The organism is Reichenbachiella sp. MSK19-1 (assembly GCF_003590315.1).
Lineage (GTDB): Bacteria > Bacteroidota > Bacteroidia > Cytophagales > Cyclobacteriaceae > Reichenbachiella > Reichenbachiella agariperforans.
Map to the genome: position 1 here is coordinate 2,003,369 of NZ_MIER01000002.1, position 15,695 is coordinate 2,019,063.

The window sequence follows — 15,695 nt, forward strand, 5'->3', positions numbered from 1 at the left end:
GACGCAGATCAGCGCAGTCCTCCGCTACGAGCTGTACAGCTGTTACACCTCCTGCAAAACACCAACACTTCTACATTTTGGTTCTTAGGATCGCGAACGCTTAACCTAAGACCAGATTTTTTTGCTTGACCAGTCTCGTCACTTAGACAAAGCATAATTATCCTATTGGTAAGCCCCGGACGAGAATCCCAGCTCAGCAAAAACCCCCTTTACAAAGCCTGAAGGCGGTTTTCACTCCCCCTTTTTCAAACACGTGTGTTTGGAGCCTGAAACACGTGTGTTTGGGGCTTGAAACACACGTGTTTGAAAGGTCGAACACACGTGTTTGGAAGACCGAACACACGTGTTTGTTTTGAGGGGCATTTGACTTGCTTTTATGGGGCTCTTTGAGAGAGTAAATACTAGAGAGGGAAACCATTTCCCGCTAAACTTTCGGGTGGTCTTAATAAACTAAAACAAGGAATAACCCACAGATATATCTGGGGGCTAATTGCTTTAGCTCTTACCTTTGGTGTACTTTGTTCAATTACACTCAATGAATCTATGCATTGGTTCTGAGCAATACTTTTAGAAAATTTTGCTTTTTCCTTCTCCGGCTTGATCATCCCAGTTGTTATCTCTTTTTTCGTTCTATCGTTTTATTGCTTTTCCTATGTTCTGAATCTTTTGAAAATAAGTCCATTGGCTTGGGTTTTAGATAGAAAGAGAGTGAATACAATTGTGAATCCTCATTATCAACGCAGATAAGCCTCTCAAAAGCAATCCGACCAACCTAGAATCTTTGGAAAGCCATAACACGCTGTTCTGGTAGAGATTTCTACGAAGGACTCTCCTCTCTCCCATCAGCATGTAGTGCGAATCTACCACGTTTTGGATCGTGTACTTGTTCGGACTTAGGCCATGGCCATCCACCAAACTGCGTACGACCATACTCCTGCATCGTTTGATGGATTTGCTCATGGGTATTCATCACGAAGGGGCCATGTTGTACGACGGGTTCATTGAGTGGTTTGCCTTGCAGCACCAACACATAACAGTCCGTACCTCCTCCCACTAGTGAGAGTTCGGCAGTACTATCCACATCCATGAGGTGATAGTCGCTGATCTCTTGACCTTCCACTTTCAGCCCCGTTCCTTGGTAGAAATACAAGGTGCGGTTCGCTTCGGTACTTTTGGCAGCAGGAATGGACACCTTCGCACCCGGCTCTAGTTTGATCGTCCAGATCGCTACCTCATGAGCATCGTCCGCAGCCCAAGAATCTGGCGCAGGGCGCAATGCTTGCTGCTCCCCAAATGCACCCGCGATCACACTCACTTTGCTCTTTGCTCCATCTGTGCTTTGTTCGACGACAGGGATTTTTTCATGCCATAGCATGGAGAAGTAGGGCTCCACCATTTTGCTCTTCGCAGGTAGGTTGAGCCAGATCTGAAAAATCTCCAGTGTATTTTCTTTGTCCTGATTGAGCAACGGAAACATCTCCGAATGCTGTACGCCTTTGCCAGCAGTCATCCACTGCACATCTCCCTCTCCAAATCGTCCAGCTGCACCCAAAGAATCTGAATGGTCTACCATGCCCTCTTTGGCGATGGTAACGGTCTCAAAACCACGATGTGGGTGGGACGGAAAACCTGGCACGGTCATGCCATGATACATTCTAAACCCATCCTTGATCGTAAAATCTGACCCCATATTGCGCCCTGATAGACTCGTCGCTGGACCGAACTGCTCATTCCCTTTTGGGTAGAGGTCTCTATGATGTGCACAAAACAAAAATGGATCTTGGGTTCGCCATGGAAAAACCATCGGCTCGATGTTTAGAATCTTATCAGACATGATCTTGACTATTCAAATTATATGTTACAACATATATACAGAATCATTGGGTGTTGGTTGCTATTTCTGGAAGCTTTTTTCAAAAATGGCAGTATAATCCTCCTTTCGCATCCCGTCCAACTGCTGCGTCATCTGGGCAAAGTGCTGCTGAAACTTTGGGTTAGCGACGCGGGCGTACATGTATTCGATCAGAGATTTAAACTCGTCTATCAGTGTCACATCTGCATCCACAGACGCTAACCAAGCGATATGTGCCGTCAGGTGTTCTTTGGCTTCTCTTTTAGCCTCTTCATCCAAATGTACAATGTTGTAGGCACTGGGTCGATCTAGGACATTGAGGTAGATATTGGATACAGCTATGATCTGGCGATCCACAAAATATCGATGCACCTCTCCCAGTCTCGCTACATTGAAGACACTCACAGTTGGGGCTATTTCGATCGCTACGTGTGGACACTTAACCTGAATCTGTTCGATATTCTTCAGCAACAGCTCCCACTTCAGCCCTTTGCGGACATACTCTCCTCGCTCCTCCAGTTCATCGATACTCACCGACACTTTCACGCGATCAAACTGCCGCCAATAGTCACAGGCATCATAGGCTTTGCGCTGGAGCAGGCTTAGGTTGGTATTGTATCGAATCAGCGGCTGTTGCTTTGTAGCCAGCAAGCTATCCAACAGTTGATAATGCTCCTCCATCATGAGTGGCTCACCTCCAGCAAAATACACCTCGTCGATTGCCTCACAGTAGTTCATCACGTCGGTGACCAATTGACGATTGTTGGTCGTAGCACGAATAATAGCCTGATTACCTGCCGTATTATTCAGCTGTTTGCCCTCTTCGAACCAACTCGAACTGGCACCATGCCAGCACGTCCGGCACCTGAGGTTGCACACGTTAGAAAACCGAATATCCAGATACACAGGCTTTAACTGACTGGCAACAGTCTGCTCATTCACGATTTGTCTAGACAACTCGGGATACTTGGCGATCGTTTCGGTACGCATACTCTCCTTGCCCGCTTGCTCCCTATGTAGACAACTCGAACACCTCCTATCCACTCCCTGGACTAATACCTGCTGACGAAAAGCCTTAATTGATTCGCCCTCCCATATATCAGACACAGACTGATGCGCCAAATCCCCATAGGTGACAGACGTGCTACAGCATGCCTTTACCTTACCCGTCGTATCGGCATGTAGATGCACCCAAGGCATAGGACAAAATTTATGGTCTGGTATTTGATCTTTCTCTGTCAATTTGGATTAAAGATTTGGAACATTTAGATTCAAAACAAGTTTAAGGTATCCGAAGCAATTTGATTATTTTGAATGGTAATTTAATAGCAATATGAAGTCGAATATACTCAAGTCATTTATCATACTTCTCTTTATTTTCGGTGGCTCCATCATGGCGCAATCTCATGTGCACCCAGACGGTGAACTGACCAAAATGAAGGTCAACAAACTCAGTTATAAATTCAAAATAGGCTGGTTCACGCTCGGGGGTGGTGATCTCGTATTTGAAGAAAACAACATGATAATCCAGGATCAATACCACCATGTCGTAAAGGCTTACGCCTATACCGATGGCATGGCTGCCTTTTTCACTGAGATGGATGACAACTATATGTCAGTCATCAATAGCCGTACACTACACCCCTACCTCTCAGAGAAACACGTTACGATCAAAAACGGATTTTGGGATCAATGGAACTCGTTTGACTATGACAAGAATGAGATCACTGTCAAGGCTAAAAAAACCAAGAAAGGAGAAAAATCAGACCGCAACTGGGTGGTCAACATGACCCCAGACAGCTATGATATCGTCAGTACCTTCGTGTATTTCATGGATGTAGACTGGTCCAAGCATAAAAAAAATGATACCGTCACCGTGATGACTCACTACAAAAAGAAGGTCTACCCTGTATCACTGATTTATAAAGGCAAAGACAAAATCAAATACAACGATGAGAAAGTCGACACTTACCTCACACAGATATACCTACCCGCAGATACAGAGTACACCTACGGGAGGCCTGTACACGCTTGGGTATCTAGTGATGGTCGCAACATCCCCTTGGCCATCCAGTGCAAACTAGCCTTTGGGAATGCCCGATGCGAACTCACTGAGGTCAATGGTGGCACACCAGATTTTTAGGACTCTTAAAGCATGATCTCACGGCTACTTTTGGATGGGATGTTAAAAACCACACCTAACTGAAAACGCTGCTGCGACTCGATCGTACTACGCTGATCTGTATTGTAATCCTGTGTGATCGGTATGGAGTAGCTGGCCATCAACATGATGCGTGATACGAAAGCTTGCATGCCCAAAGTCCCCAATAATGCATTTCCACCAGTATTAACTTGTTTGAACCCCTCGTCCGTATGTATCTCGGACTGCTCATAGGTCATACCAACGTAGGGCAACAGACTGTAGCTGGGTTGGATCAGTGCATAGTATGCCTTAGCGGATACACCGAGCTGATTTCCAAAACGATAGTGAAGGTCGTTTTCCGTATTCATCTTATATGACCCTTCGAGATTCAGTCCAAAACTTTTATACTTCACCGTATAAATCCCTGAGAGGATATAGTCCAGACTACCCGACCCCAACTGAAAGTTTCTGTTGATCAACACATCATTCTCCGCAGCGTCATAAGTCCCTACTGGAAACTTGAGCCCCGCCCCCACTAGCAACGAATGGTTCAAATCACGAAAATTCTCCGACGAAGTGTTGAGTACATTGAAATATCCCATCAAGATCGGATCACCTATGCCATTCACTTCGGTCTTTTGACTATTTCCATCCATACTGTTGATGCTATAGGGGACAATCGCCGAAAGCTGCCACCGTTTGCTAATCACATAGCGTCCCATCAACTCCATCGTCCGATAGGTATCATCCGAGTATTCATCGGGTATAGATTGATTATCTATGTGCGCTTCGAAATGCGATTGGTTGTAGCGTATCCCTATAAAATGTGTCGGGTTCTGGGACAATATCCCAAACGAATACCCGCCCAATTGGCATCCGCAGATATCACAGGCCCATGCACTGGATGCGAATAGAGACAGGAAAAGTATGATGCTTAGTTTTCTCATGGAGCAAAAAATAATGGATTGGACACGAACTCCTCGTCGGTCAATGTCTCTAAAAATGTAATAATGTCTGACTGCTGTGCGTCACTCAGTGGGATTCCCAAAATCCCCCCTGCTTGCAGTAATGGATCGAGTGTAGCAGACTGTTGTACCCCACTGCTGTAGTGGATCAGCACCTCATCCAGCGTCTCGAATCGTCCGTCATGCATGTAGGGAGCCGTCAAAGCGATATTTCGAAGGCTCGGCACTTTGAACTTCGCCAAGTCCCCGTCCTCCTCTGTGATCAAGTAGCGACCTATGTCAGTCACCTCAGCATCCAAACCGTTGTTTCTAAAACTACCGTCTGTGAAGAGGTTACCCTCATGACAGGTGGCACAGTTCTCCTCGAACAACGCCAAACCCCGCAACGCAGACTCGCTCAGTGCCGCCCCTTCGAGCAAGTACTGATCGTAACTAGAATTAGCAGATACCATCATCACCATGAACTGAGAGAGTGCATGCAGCATACGCGCACTGTTGATCTCTGTTCCCTCACCGAATGCAGTGGCAAACTTCTGCTGATACAAAGCACTAGCCCGCATCTTCTCGATGACAACTGCTATGTCCTGATCCATCTCGACGGGATTGGCGATGGGATTGAGCGGAATAAAATCCACGTGTGTCACGCCCCCGTCCCAAAAGAACGCATTGACAAAGGCCAAATTGAATATTGGAGGTGCGTTTCGCGCACCGACCTGTGCGTCTATCCCGATACTCAGTCTATGCTGAGGGTCTGCAAAGGCGACCCGTTGGTCATGGCACGAAGCGCAGGACACGGTACTGTCTCTTGACAAAAGAGGATCATTGAAGATGAACTTACCCAGTTCGAATCCCTCTTTTGATATAGGGTTGTTGTCAAATGTATAAGTCGCTGCTGGAAAATGCTCCGGCTGTACAAAGCCAAAGGGAATCTCACCTTTGTCTCCCTCACAGGCCATCAATAGCCATCCCATGACCAGTAGAAACCCTAATTTCTTTCTCATCACAAGGGGTTGTTGTGCACATGATCAAAGCGAAACATACCGGGAATATTGTCCGCATAGTCTGCGCCTGTTGCTGCGTCATGGATGCTGTTGCGCTTCGAAAAATCAAAGGTCAACCCTCCATCCAAAAACTTCGCTATATCTATCACCAGATGAATCTCTGGTTTGTAATCTGGCGTGATGCGTATCTCATCCATCGCGATCGTCACCTCTCTGACATTATTAGGAGACTTCCATCCTCCGATGTGATAGCCAAATCCATGTGGATTAGTCTCCTCGATCGTATCACCAAAGGACTCTCCTGCAGAGGACGAAGACTGCCCCTCTACTTTCATCCCGATGTATCCTGAGCTCCACGCCCAAAACATCCCATCCAAGATGATACTGGCACCTTGATCTACCCCTTCTTCTTCTATCCCTATCTTAAACGATATCTGATCATACACCCCCGGAGCGATCTGATCCACCGTCAAGGTCTGACTACTCAGGTTAGACTCATCTATCAAGTAGTAGCCATTGACATCATCGCCTGCTATAGACAGCTCATCCGCATAGTAGGCTCCATCAGGGCCTTCCAGTACGATTTCACTGACGATGTATTTGACCAAAGTCAAATTGTACTGCTGCCCCAAGACAGTCGTGTAAGGATAGTCCTCGTTACCAGGGTTGGCCAGTAGCCCTGCTTGTATGTCTCCGACGACATTGTCAAATTTGATCTCTACTGTCCCAGTGCTCACACCATTGTCCTCTTCAGTACATTGGCTGAAGAGGATGATAGTGGATAATAAAAGCGTATACACTGCTTTTTTCATTCGGTTGCTATTCATGTTCGTGTGTGCATTCTGCGTCGTTTTCAACTGATTCGACAGCAAAAGCACTCATCAAATTGTTTCCTATTGGCTGGCTCTGAGCGGGAGCGTGAGCAGTCGCCAAAGTCGTAAAATCAATGTCCGTCTCTCCTGTCAGAGCTTTCAACACATCCGACGTGATCGTCACCATGGATGTAGATGCACTGCTGATCATCACATGTGTACCTAGATCCAACGTGATCGTCTTGATGTTACTAAAATCCTCCCCTTCTCCACCGAGGTGATAGGCGAGTGACGCTGCTTCGTTTTGTCTTCCGTGGTGTTCGCTGGCTGCACCGTGTTCTGCGGCTCCTTCGAGTTTGTATCCAATGTAGCCAGAGTTCCAGCTCCATACATACCCGTTGGACTCACTCAATGCACCACCTTGTGCGCCCTCAGAAAGGTAATCCATACTGACTCCCAGCGTGAAAGTCACCGATGTGTAGTGTCCCATAGGCACGTCTTTGAGTGTGATCATGTGCCCAGAAATACCATCTACGGTCTCCTCCACGAGATAAAACCCTAAGGGCTCTTCCGCACTATACACAACTTCGTCGGCATAGTCTGCTGTTCCTTCCATGCCTGTCAGTTTGATCTCAGAGATATAATATCCCAGCAGATCCACGTTGAACGCCTGATCTAATTCGTTGGTCAAGTTATAGTTGGTCGATGCGTCTGCTTCCAATACCAAATCAGCATCTCCTGCGACATTGTCAAACATCAGTGTGACAGTACCAGGCATGTCCATTTCGCCACCTTCGTCCTCATCGTCACACGCACTAAAAAACACGATCGCAGCAAGTGCAATCACCATATTGTAATATTTCATTATTTCGAATTGATTAAAATCTATTAATAAACTAATTGAGCCAAATGACTCGGGTGGGACGATGCTAGAGCCTAGACTTTAAGAAACAAGACATTAGATCTAGATGTTAGACTTTAGACAATAACTGTAGTTCAAGCCCGTGGTCTGTGACACACAGATCATACAATGTGACTAAAGAACCAAACTAAAACCGTCAGCCGTTATCACTAAGCCAACAATCCTTCCCACAAAAAATAAATAATCAATTCAACCCCGAGGTGGAGTAAAGATTTGCTGTAGATAAGCCGTATAGTTCAAGATGCCGGGCAGCACTTGATAAGTGTTCTGGAGTAGGCCGATGTGCTTGTCAAAAGCAATTGCCTCCTGTATCTGAGCAAAGAAAACAGGCGCAGACTTGATGTTGATCGTTTCGTTCTCTTGCTCCTGTTGCTCCTGCGCAGCTTGTAGTTTTTTGGCGAGGTAGCATTTTCCATCACAGTTGAGCATAGGCTTGTCTCGATTGATACAGAGCACCTCTGCGATGTAGTCCTGACGCATCCCAAAATCCATATAGATCAACGGCACAGCCAGTGTACTCGCCAGCGTATTGAGCGCCAGTAGATAGATCAATATGTGTTTGATGATATGCATCGCCGCAAAAATGCTGCTGAAAAAAACCAAAGACAAGACAAGACTCAGAAATAGTTTCTCAGTTAGTCGTCCTAAATCGCCCACCATCTTTTACAAAGTAGTCCATAGCAGCCAACCCAAAAGACTCAAGATCTCGAGAGACAGATGATCGGACTTTAGAAAAGTCACAACATCAAAACACACGCCTATCCTGTCTAAAATGGCTTTACAATTTTTGATTCACCACTTTTAGCATTAGTTTAACTGTCCGATCCATGCAACCCGAAACCTACTACCATGTCTACAACCACGCCAACGGCTCGGAAAACCTCTTCCGCTCAGACGAAAACTATCGTTACTTTCTGCGCCAGTGGGTCAAGTATATAGAACCCATCGCTAGCACCTACAGCTATTGCCTGATGCCCAATCATTTTCATGCTTTGGTTCGGGTTTATGATGAGAATAAGGTGCTACACCTTATCCATACCAAGCAGCCAACCCAACCCTCCAAGGGTTGAAACCCTTGGAGGGTTCTCTAACACCATCAGCAGACAGTTCTCTCACCTATTCAACAGCTATACGCAAGCCTATAATAAAATGTACAACCGCCGAGGCAGCTTGTTCATACCCAATTTCAAAAGAATAGAAATCACCAGCAACGACTACCTCACCAAGGTCATTCACTACCTGTCCGTCCGGAAGGCGGGCATCCATCACAATCCTATTCACCATCGATTTGGCAAGCAGTACGACGACTGGCCTCACTCCTCCTATAACGCACTAATTAGTAACCAGCCCACACGCCTACAGCGACAGGAGATTATCGAATGGTTTGGTAGCACAGAAGCTTTCAGATCTTTTCATCAACAAAACATCATCTATCCCGACCAGATCAAATTAGAATCGTCAACGAAAACCCCTAACCCTCCAAGGGTTTAGAACCCTTGGAGGGTTACTATATAAAACAATAACCAAGACCCTAAACCCATGATCAAACGAACCCTATACTTTGGCAATCCCGCCTACCTCAGCACCAAAGACCAGCAGCTGGTCATACGGTTTCCCGAAGGGGAAAAAGAGAACGTCACCATCCCTATAGAAGACGTAGGCGTAGCGATACTCGACCACTATGGCATCACGATCTCAAAAAACACCTGCTCCAGCTCCCCACCATCGATGTGATGCTGGGCAAAGAAAGACGCCCACTTATGATCGCCATGCAGTACACGACTGCCAGCCTGGCGGACTGCCTGATGGGCAAACGAGACAAGCTCAAACTCCCCGAGAGATACAAACCCATCGTCTAAATCAATACAGAATCATGTGGGTAATGGTGTTTTTTGATCTCCCGACCGATACCAAAAAGGACAGACGCAATGCGGCCAGCTTCCGAAAAAAGTTATTGAAAGACGGATTTAGGATGTTTCAGTTTTCGATCTACCTGCGCCACTGTCCCAGTAGAGAAAACGCAGCAGTACACATCAAACGTGTCAAGATGAACCTGCCTCCCGATGGCTATGTGGGCATTATGGTGATCACCGACAAACAGTTCGGCAACATGGAACTCTACTTTGGCAAAAAGGAAAAGGAATTGCCTGCCGTACCGCAGCAACTGTCCCTTTTTTGATCATTGTCCTAGGTCAATCGATCAGATTGAGAGATATTCAATGCCTCCCTAAATTCGGCAGACAGCTTTGACACGGATTGATCCCTTGTCCTCGCTGCGAGCGAGAACAAGGGACACAAATCAATAAAAAACCCGACAGGCTTTTGAAAATCTGTCGGGTTTTAGCAGCCTTTTTCACCGCCCAACTACCCCTTAAAACACAACAGCACAGATAGTTACACCTACCTGTGCTGTTAAAAATACCAATCTGTTAGCCAATCACAACGACGTGTTAAACCGTCTACATTCTCATCAAGCTGTTAAAAATACCAATTCGTTAACCAATCACAACCGTCTTTGTCGAAACCACTATGCGCGCGGAGCTGTTAAAAATACCAATTCGTTAACCAATCACAACGGCTAAATCAAATGTTCATCTTGCACCTCTACCAAAAGGTTATCAGAACTGTTGAGTCTGGTAATAATCGATTCTGTTTTGGGTAATTCGTATTCGAAGTAGTAACGCATGGTGTAGAGCTTGCTCTCGTAGAATTCGTCTCCACGGTTTTCGTTGACAGCTATCTGACTAGGGATCGCTTGTAACAGCCACTGCCAACCCACTGCTACCAAACCAAATAGTTCCAAGTAGAGTGTAGCGTCGGCCATAAAGACTTCCTTTTTCTCCTTCATCGCCATGGTCGAGAGACGCATCGTTACGTTCTGCAACCTAAACAAAGCATCTCCTAGTCTTTCCCCATACTTATTCAACTCCAGAATCTCCAGTTTTACCTTCTTGATCGTCTTCGTCACCTCTTCGGTAAATGCCCTAAAGGCGATCCCTCCTCCCATGATAATTTTACGACCTAACAAGTCCAATCCATGGATCCCTGTAGTTCCCTCATGCAGTGTGTGAATTTTGATATCTCTGTAATATTGCTCTACTGGAAAATCCTTGCAGTACCCTGCCCCTCCAAAAATCTGAATTGCATTGGCGGTACATTGTACCCCATACTCACTCGGAAAGGTTTTAGCTACAGGCGTCAAAAGATCCAGCGTCAATTGATAAATTTCTTTGCTTTCTACCCCCCCTCCTTTGATGATATCAGCATATCTCGCACAATTCATCAATAGTGACAAAGAGCCTTCCGAGATCGCTTTTTGCTGTAGCAGCATGCGCTTCACATCGGCGTGTTTGATAATGGGCACTTGGGGTTTGGATACATCTTTTTCATCAGGGAGACGGCCTTGCAGTCTTTCCTTCGCATAGTTGAGAGAAGTATAATAGGCAGCTGAAGCTATCGCAGCGGCACTCAGCCCTACACCTATCCTAGCTTCATTCATCATCTGAAACATCTGCGCTAGTCCTTGATTCGCTTCACCTAACAGATAGCCATAGCATCTATCTTCGTCACCAAACGACAAATGAACTATCGGGGTACCCTTATAGCCCATCTTGTGATAGATACCAGATGTCTTGATGTCGTTAAGTACAATTTTATCCTCTTCGTTGGTCATCTTCTGCGGCACCAAAAACAAAGACAAGCCTTTGGTACCCTCTGGAGCATCCTGTATTCGTGCTAACACGAGATGGATGACGTTCCCTACGCCATCGTGATCTCCAGCAGAGATAAATATCTTTTGACCTTTGATCCTAAAAATCTCATTCTCTTCATTGATCGGCACAGCCTTCGTTTTCAGATCAGACAGCGAACTGCCAGCATCCGGCTCGGTCATCGCCATGGTCCCTTGCCATGCACCGTTGTAGAGGTTGGGCACATAGGTATGCTTTAGGAAGTCAGAGCCATAATGCTCTATCAACCTAGCTACACCAGTCGACAACTGTGGAAAGACACTCGCAGAAAAATTAGCCGCCCCAAAAATATAATTCGCCGCTGAGCTAATCATTATGGGTAAATCCATCCCTCCAAACGCAGGTCCTGAACTGGCAGAAATCCACCCACCTTCTCCGAATTTTTTCATCATGCTGCGCACTTGAGGGTGTACCTTCACCTTCCCTCCTTCGAGCCTAGGTTCCTGTTGGTCCATTTCCTTAAAGTAAGGGTGTAATTCATTTTGAGCCAACTGATCAGCAGCATCCAGCATCATTCGGATACTATCCAAATCATGTTTTTTGTAAACCCCCAACTTGAGTACACCCTCAATGTCAAAGACTTCTGTCAATAAAAACTCAAGATTTCTACGAGAATAGTGTTCTGCCATTGTACTGCGTTTAATAAAAAAAGATATGAAGAATGAAGTTAACAAATCAGCACATAAAACTGCCATTCTCCTTTGCATATTCTAGCTAAAAACTAAACCACTATGGGTTGAAAGTACCATAGGTTTAGGAGAGAGTGAAATTCTCTACATCCCGAATCAAGACCTTAGATCGCTAGACACTAGCTTCTAGAAGCTAAAGCGAGATGCTCTAAAGCACATAGCTTTAACGCCAACTCTGACCAATAAACAAGGCTCCTTCTCAAAAAAACAACTTTATAATAAATAAGGTTTCTTTTAAATTAAAGCTCCTCGTCATATATTGAATCTGAATAATCAAACCCTAAGACTTTGTCAAAAGACTCAACCATCATTCAACTCTCGTTGCTCATTTGTCTCTCCATGTACGGGTGTACGAGTTCGAAAGAACTCGTGCTAGATGCAGTATGGGAGCAAGATCAATTTGAATCCAGAAAATTTCGGAAAATAGCCGTATTTGGCCTCACAGACTCTACACGCGCTAACATCCGATTTGAAGAAAATGCCGTTCGTAACTTCAAAAGCAAAGGCATAAGAGCAATAGCCGGACATGAGGTATACAACATAGCGCTAGAAGGTCCTATAGACCCAGATCACCTCAAGAGATACTTATTTTCTTTGGGGTTTGATGGTATCCTTACTACCGCACTGATAGACAATATCTCCACAGATAATGAAGACATCAGTGATGACGAGCTCCAGCAATATACAGAGGGCATTTACAAATTCGGGCAGTACTTTCAAATCAGATACGAAGAATCCCAAAAGCCCTCCCATGACATATATGGTGTACTGGAAGCCAACTTCTACTACATCATGGACTATAACGAGTTCGATGGTAGTGGTCTAGTTTGGATATCTCACTATCAGATCGACCCTGAGTACAGAGCGACCTTTGAGGTAAGTGAATACTCAAAACGAATCGTCAACAGTCTATTCGAAGACCAAGTGATCCTTCGAAAGTGATCACACCCTTTTGCTTTCCGTATACTTCGAGTATCCTAGCCATTCTAAGCATTTGTCTCTGACCAATTGGACTAGATTTTTCTTAGAATTACTATATTAGAGGTATAGAGAGATGGAATCAATACGCAGACTGTAAAGGAACTTTTGATTCTTGAAAACTAAATTATTCAACAACAATAACATCAAAACAAAATAGCATGAAAATACTGGTTTGCATCACACACGTACCTGATACGACTTCCAAAATCGCATTCACGGACAACAACACCCAGTTTGACAAAACAGGTGTACAATACATCATCGGACCTTATGACGACTATGCACTGGCTCGCGCCGTGGAGCTCAAAGAGCAGAGCAGTGGCACCATCACTGTCATCAACGTAGGAGAAGCCGAAACAGAACCAACGCTTCGCAAAGCACTAGCGATAGGAGCAGATGACGCCATTCGTGTCAATGCAGCCCCGAAGGATTCATTCTTTGTAGCGAACCAAATCGCTGCGATTGCCAAAGAAGGGAATTACGACCTAATCATGATGGGGAGAGAATCCATAGATTTCAACAGTGGCGTAGTACACGGCATGGTCGCGGAGCTTTTGGGTATCCCGTGTCTATCGCCTGTGATGACACTGGATATAGACGGAACTACTGCTAAAATGACCCGTGAAATCGAAGGAGGTAAGGAATCCCTAGAGGCAGAACTACCGCTTGTACTGGGGTGTCAAGAGCCTATAGCTGAGTGGAAAATCCCAAACATGCGCGGTATCATGACGGCCAGGTCCAAACCACTCCATGTAGTCGAGCCTTCTGACGATAGCGCACGAACGAAACTGAATAACTATGAACTACCCGCTGCTAAAGGTGCGGTAAAAATGATCGATGCGAACAAGGTATCCGAACTCGTTGATCTACTAAAAAACGAGGCGAAGGTCATTTGATCCATCCTTTAGAATCATTGTTAAACATAGAACCAAAAAAGAAATGTCAGTATTAGTATTTATAGAAATATCAGAAGGAGCCGTTAAGAAAACTTCACTCGAAGCAGTCAGTTATGCCTCAGGCATAGACTCAGCAGTGACGGCCATTGCGTTTGGACAAGCAGACGAAGCAGCACTACAGTCTGCAGGTGCAGCAGGCGCAACGAAGATTTTGCATGTCAGTGATGCCAAATACAACGAAGGCAATATCCAAGCCTATGCCTCTGCAATCGCCAAAGCAGCAGCCAACGAATCAGCAGACACAGTCGTGCTGGCCAACTCCTCACTGGGTGATCCAGTAGCAGCTAGACTCGCCATCAAAATGAACGCCTCCCTAGCGAGTCAAGTGGTAGAGTTGCCTGATACCTCCAATGGATTCACGGTAAAGAGAAGCATCTATACAGGTAAGGCTTTTGCTCATGTCGACCTCACAGAAGGTAAACGTGTGATAGGTATCAAAAAAAATGCAGCAAGCATCAAAGAAGATGGTGGTACAGCTACGATAGAAGCCTTCACGCCAGATGATCAAGCGGGTGATTTCAAAGTCAAAATCCTCTCGCAGGAAAAGGCAACAGGAGATGTACTACTGCCAGAAGCAGAGATCGTAGTATCAGGAGGTAGAGGCCTCAAAGGCCCCGAAAACTGGGGCATGATCGAAGACCTAGCCAAGACACTCGGTGCGGCTACTGCATGCAGCAAGCCTGTCTCGGACATGGATTGGAGACCTCATCACGAACATGTTGGTCAAACGGGTATTAAAGTGGCTCCTTCTTTGTACATTGCGGTCGGAATTTCAGGGGCGATCCAACATCTCGCTGGAGTCAATGCTTCGAAGGTCATCGTTGTGATCAACAAAGACGAAGAAGCACCGTTTTTTAAAGCGGCAGACTACGGTATAGTAGGAGATGCTTTTGAAGTAGTACCAAAATTGACGGAAGCATTAAAAGCGATAAATAGTTAATACAGTTTGGAGAAAATTAAGTTAGATATCATCGGCCTCTCATCTAGTCACGCGCAATCGGGTTCGTTTGCGCTCGTGCTAGGCGAGAGCCATGGAAAAAGAAGGTTGCCGATAATTATAGGGATGTTCGAGGCACAGGCCATTGCCATCGAAATAGAAAAGATCACACCCAACAGACCCATGACCCATGACTTGTTTAAGTCATTTGCGGGGAATTTTAATATCAGCATCAAACAAATTTTAATTTCTGACTTACGCGAAGGAGTCTTTTTTGCACGGATCATCTGCGAAGATGCCCAAGGGAAAACCGTAGAAATCGACTCTCGTCCCTCTGACGCCATCGCGATAGGCATACGGTTCAATGCTGAAATCTATACCCACGTATCGGTCATAGAAGAAGCCGGAATCGTCGTGACAGATGAGTTCGAAGAAGAACTCGACACGATGGTCACTACCGACGAGGAGGAAGAGGATGCGCCTATAGGATCTCCAGAGTATCTCAAAAACCAAAGCATAGATGGTCTCCAAAAGTTGCTAGATCAATCCCTGAGTGAAGAGGATTATGAAAAAGCCGCTAAAATAAGAGACGAACTCAACCGCAGGAATTAACGTTCCTGTTGATACAAAAAATAAAAAGCCATTTATCACTGATAAATGGCTTTTTTGTTTCTCGCTGTTATTTAGT

The 15,695-nt window shown here is 45.5% G+C and carries 17 protein-coding genes; 9 read left to right on the forward strand and 8 right to left on the reverse strand.

Annotation, left to right across the window (positions count from 1 at the left end):
* Positions 1-817: 817 nt before the first annotated feature.
* Together BGP76_RS08270 and BGP76_RS08275 are read right to left on the reverse strand one after the other, a co-directional pair.
* On the reverse strand, positions 818-1,834 hold the full coding sequence (locus tag BGP76_RS08270; RefSeq protein ID WP_073124947.1) for a pirin family protein: 1,017 nt from the start codon (positions 1,832-1,834) through the stop codon (positions 818-820).
* Between the two features lie 60 nt (positions 1,835-1,894).
* Positions 1,895-3,052 (reverse strand): twitch domain-containing radical SAM protein, encoded by a 1,158-nt coding sequence (locus BGP76_RS08275; protein ID WP_119844263.1) that lies wholly within the window; start codon positions 3,050-3,052, stop codon positions 1,895-1,897.
* A gap of 133 nt (positions 3,053-3,185) precedes the next feature.
* Here BGP76_RS08275 and BGP76_RS08280 point away from each other — a divergent pair, with 133 nt between their 5' ends.
* Positions 3,186-3,995: a DUF3108 domain-containing protein gene (locus tag BGP76_RS08280; RefSeq protein ID WP_073124951.1), complete on the forward strand. Its 810-nt coding sequence runs from the start codon at positions 3,186-3,188 to the stop codon at positions 3,993-3,995.
* 5 nt (positions 3,996-4,000) lie between these two features.
* Here the strand turns inward: BGP76_RS08280 and BGP76_RS08285 are convergent, their stop codons facing one another.
* The 5 genes from BGP76_RS08285 to BGP76_RS08305 form a co-directional block, all read right to left on the reverse strand.
* Positions 4,001-4,942: a transporter gene (locus BGP76_RS08285; protein ID WP_119844264.1), complete on the reverse strand. Its 942-nt coding sequence runs from the start codon at positions 4,940-4,942 to the stop codon at positions 4,001-4,003.
* A complete protein-coding gene (locus tag BGP76_RS08290; protein ID WP_119844265.1) occupies positions 4,939-5,961 on the reverse strand; it encodes a cytochrome-c peroxidase in 1,023 nt (340 codons plus the stop codon). Before BGP76_RS08290 ends, BGP76_RS08285 begins: the two co-directional genes overlap by 4 nt.
* Entirely contained in the window at positions 5,961-6,773 is an 813-nt protein-coding gene (locus BGP76_RS08295) for an MbnP family protein (protein WP_147407417.1), read from the reverse strand. The genes BGP76_RS08290 and BGP76_RS08295 overlap by 1 nt, the downstream gene beginning before the upstream one ends.
* Positions 6,774-6,780: 7 nt before the next feature.
* Positions 6,781-7,638, reverse strand: a complete 858-nt coding sequence (locus BGP76_RS08300) for an MbnP family protein (protein ID WP_119844267.1) — start codon at positions 7,636-7,638, stop codon at positions 6,781-6,783.
* A 246-nt stretch (positions 7,639-7,884) separates the two neighbouring features.
* On the reverse strand, positions 7,885-8,268 hold the full coding sequence (locus BGP76_RS08305) for a hypothetical protein (protein ID WP_147407418.1): 384 nt from the start codon (positions 8,266-8,268) through the stop codon (positions 7,885-7,887).
* A gap of 254 nt (positions 8,269-8,522) precedes the next feature.
* On the opposite strand from BGP76_RS08305, the gene BGP76_RS08310 reads away from it, so the two are divergent.
* From BGP76_RS08310 to cas2, 4 genes are all read left to right on the forward strand, one after another.
* Positions 8,523-8,765: a hypothetical protein gene (locus tag BGP76_RS08310; protein ID WP_119844269.1), complete on the forward strand. Its 243-nt coding sequence runs from the start codon at positions 8,523-8,525 to the stop codon at positions 8,763-8,765.
* A 79-nt stretch (positions 8,766-8,844) separates the two neighbouring features.
* On the forward strand, positions 8,845-9,186 hold the full coding sequence (locus BGP76_RS08315; protein ID WP_119844270.1) for a hypothetical protein: 342 nt from the start codon (positions 8,845-8,847) through the stop codon (positions 9,184-9,186).
* Positions 9,187-9,234: 48 nt separating this feature from the next.
* Positions 9,235-9,429 carry a hypothetical protein gene (locus BGP76_RS08320; RefSeq protein WP_073124965.1) on the forward strand — a complete coding sequence of 65 codons (195 nt, stop codon included), beginning with the start codon at positions 9,235-9,237 and terminating at the stop codon, positions 9,427-9,429.
* A complete protein-coding gene (gene cas2 / locus BGP76_RS20520; protein ID WP_255416077.1) occupies positions 9,377-9,874 on the forward strand; it encodes a CRISPR-associated endonuclease Cas2 in 498 nt (165 codons plus the stop codon). The genes BGP76_RS08320 and cas2 overlap by 53 nt, the downstream gene beginning before the upstream one ends.
* A gap of 399 nt (positions 9,875-10,273) precedes the next feature.
* Here cas2 and BGP76_RS08330 read toward each other — a convergent pair whose 3' ends face one another.
* The gene (locus BGP76_RS08330; protein WP_119844272.1) at positions 10,274-12,073 is read right to left on the reverse strand and encodes an acyl-CoA dehydrogenase; all 1,800 of its coding nucleotides are present in this window, start codon (positions 12,071-12,073) and stop codon (positions 10,274-10,276) included.
* Positions 12,074-12,421: 348 nt separating this feature from the next.
* Here BGP76_RS08330 and BGP76_RS08335 point away from each other — a divergent pair, with 348 nt between their 5' ends.
* The 4 genes from BGP76_RS08335 to BGP76_RS08350 all read left to right on the forward strand — a co-directional run bounded on the left by BGP76_RS08335 (position 12,422) and on the right by BGP76_RS08350 (position 15,619).
* Positions 12,422-13,075, forward strand: a complete 654-nt coding sequence (locus BGP76_RS08335) for a hypothetical protein (RefSeq protein ID WP_147407419.1) — start codon at positions 12,422-12,424, stop codon at positions 13,073-13,075.
* Between the two features lie 197 nt (positions 13,076-13,272).
* Complete coding sequence (locus tag BGP76_RS08340) at positions 13,273-14,010, forward strand: electron transfer flavoprotein subunit beta/FixA family protein (protein ID WP_119844273.1); 738 nt, start codon at positions 13,273-13,275, stop codon at positions 14,008-14,010.
* A 43-nt stretch (positions 14,011-14,053) separates the two neighbouring features.
* Entirely contained in the window at positions 14,054-15,010 is a 957-nt protein-coding gene (locus BGP76_RS08345; RefSeq protein ID WP_119844274.1) for an electron transfer flavoprotein subunit alpha/FixB family protein, read from the forward strand.
* Between the two features lie 6 nt (positions 15,011-15,016).
* On the forward strand, positions 15,017-15,619 hold the full coding sequence (locus BGP76_RS08350; RefSeq protein WP_073124974.1) for a bifunctional nuclease family protein: 603 nt from the start codon (positions 15,017-15,019) through the stop codon (positions 15,617-15,619).
* Positions 15,620-15,695 lie beyond the last annotated feature (76 nt).

Bases quoted from the DNA above. Each gene is read 5' to 3' on its own strand.
- BGP76_RS08270 (WP_073124947.1), bottom strand. From the start codon at position 1,834: ATGTCTGATAAGATTCTAAACATCGAGCCGATGGTTTTTCCATGGCGA.
- BGP76_RS08275 (WP_119844263.1), bottom strand. From the start codon at position 3,052: ATGCCTTGGGTGCATCTACATGCCGATACGACGGGTAAGGTAAAGGCA.
- BGP76_RS08280 (WP_073124951.1), top strand. From the start codon at position 3,186: ATGAAGTCGAATATACTCAAGTCATTTATCATACTTCTCTTTATTTTC.
- BGP76_RS08285 (WP_119844264.1), bottom strand. From the start codon at position 4,942: ATGAGAAAACTAAGCATCATACTTTTCCTGTCTCTATTCGCATCCAGT.
- BGP76_RS08290 (WP_119844265.1), bottom strand. From the start codon at position 5,961: ATGAGAAAGAAATTAGGGTTTCTACTGGTCATGGGATGGCTATTGATG.
- BGP76_RS08295 (WP_147407417.1), bottom strand. From the start codon at position 6,773: ATGAAAAAAGCAGTGTATACGCTTTTATTATCCACTATCATCCTCTTC.
- BGP76_RS08300 (WP_119844267.1), bottom strand. From the start codon at position 7,638: ATGAAATATTACAATATGGTGATTGCACTTGCTGCGATCGTGTTTTTT.
- BGP76_RS08305 (WP_147407418.1), bottom strand. From the start codon at position 8,268: ATGCATATCATCAAACACATATTGATCTATCTACTGGCGCTCAATACG.
- BGP76_RS08310 (WP_119844269.1), top strand. From the start codon at position 8,523: ATGCAACCCGAAACCTACTACCATGTCTACAACCACGCCAACGGCTCG.
- BGP76_RS08315 (WP_119844270.1), top strand. From the start codon at position 8,845: ATGTACAACCGCCGAGGCAGCTTGTTCATACCCAATTTCAAAAGAATA.
- BGP76_RS08320 (WP_073124965.1), top strand. From the start codon at position 9,235: ATGATCAAACGAACCCTATACTTTGGCAATCCCGCCTACCTCAGCACC.
- cas2 (WP_255416077.1), top strand. From the start codon at position 9,377: ATGGCATCACGATCTCAAAAAACACCTGCTCCAGCTCCCCACCATCGA.
- BGP76_RS08330 (WP_119844272.1), bottom strand. From the start codon at position 12,073: ATGGCAGAACACTATTCTCGTAGAAATCTTGAGTTTTTATTGACAGAA.
- BGP76_RS08340 (WP_119844273.1), top strand. From the start codon at position 13,273: ATGAAAATACTGGTTTGCATCACACACGTACCTGATACGACTTCCAAA.
- BGP76_RS08345 (WP_119844274.1), top strand. From the start codon at position 14,054: ATGTCAGTATTAGTATTTATAGAAATATCAGAAGGAGCCGTTAAGAAA.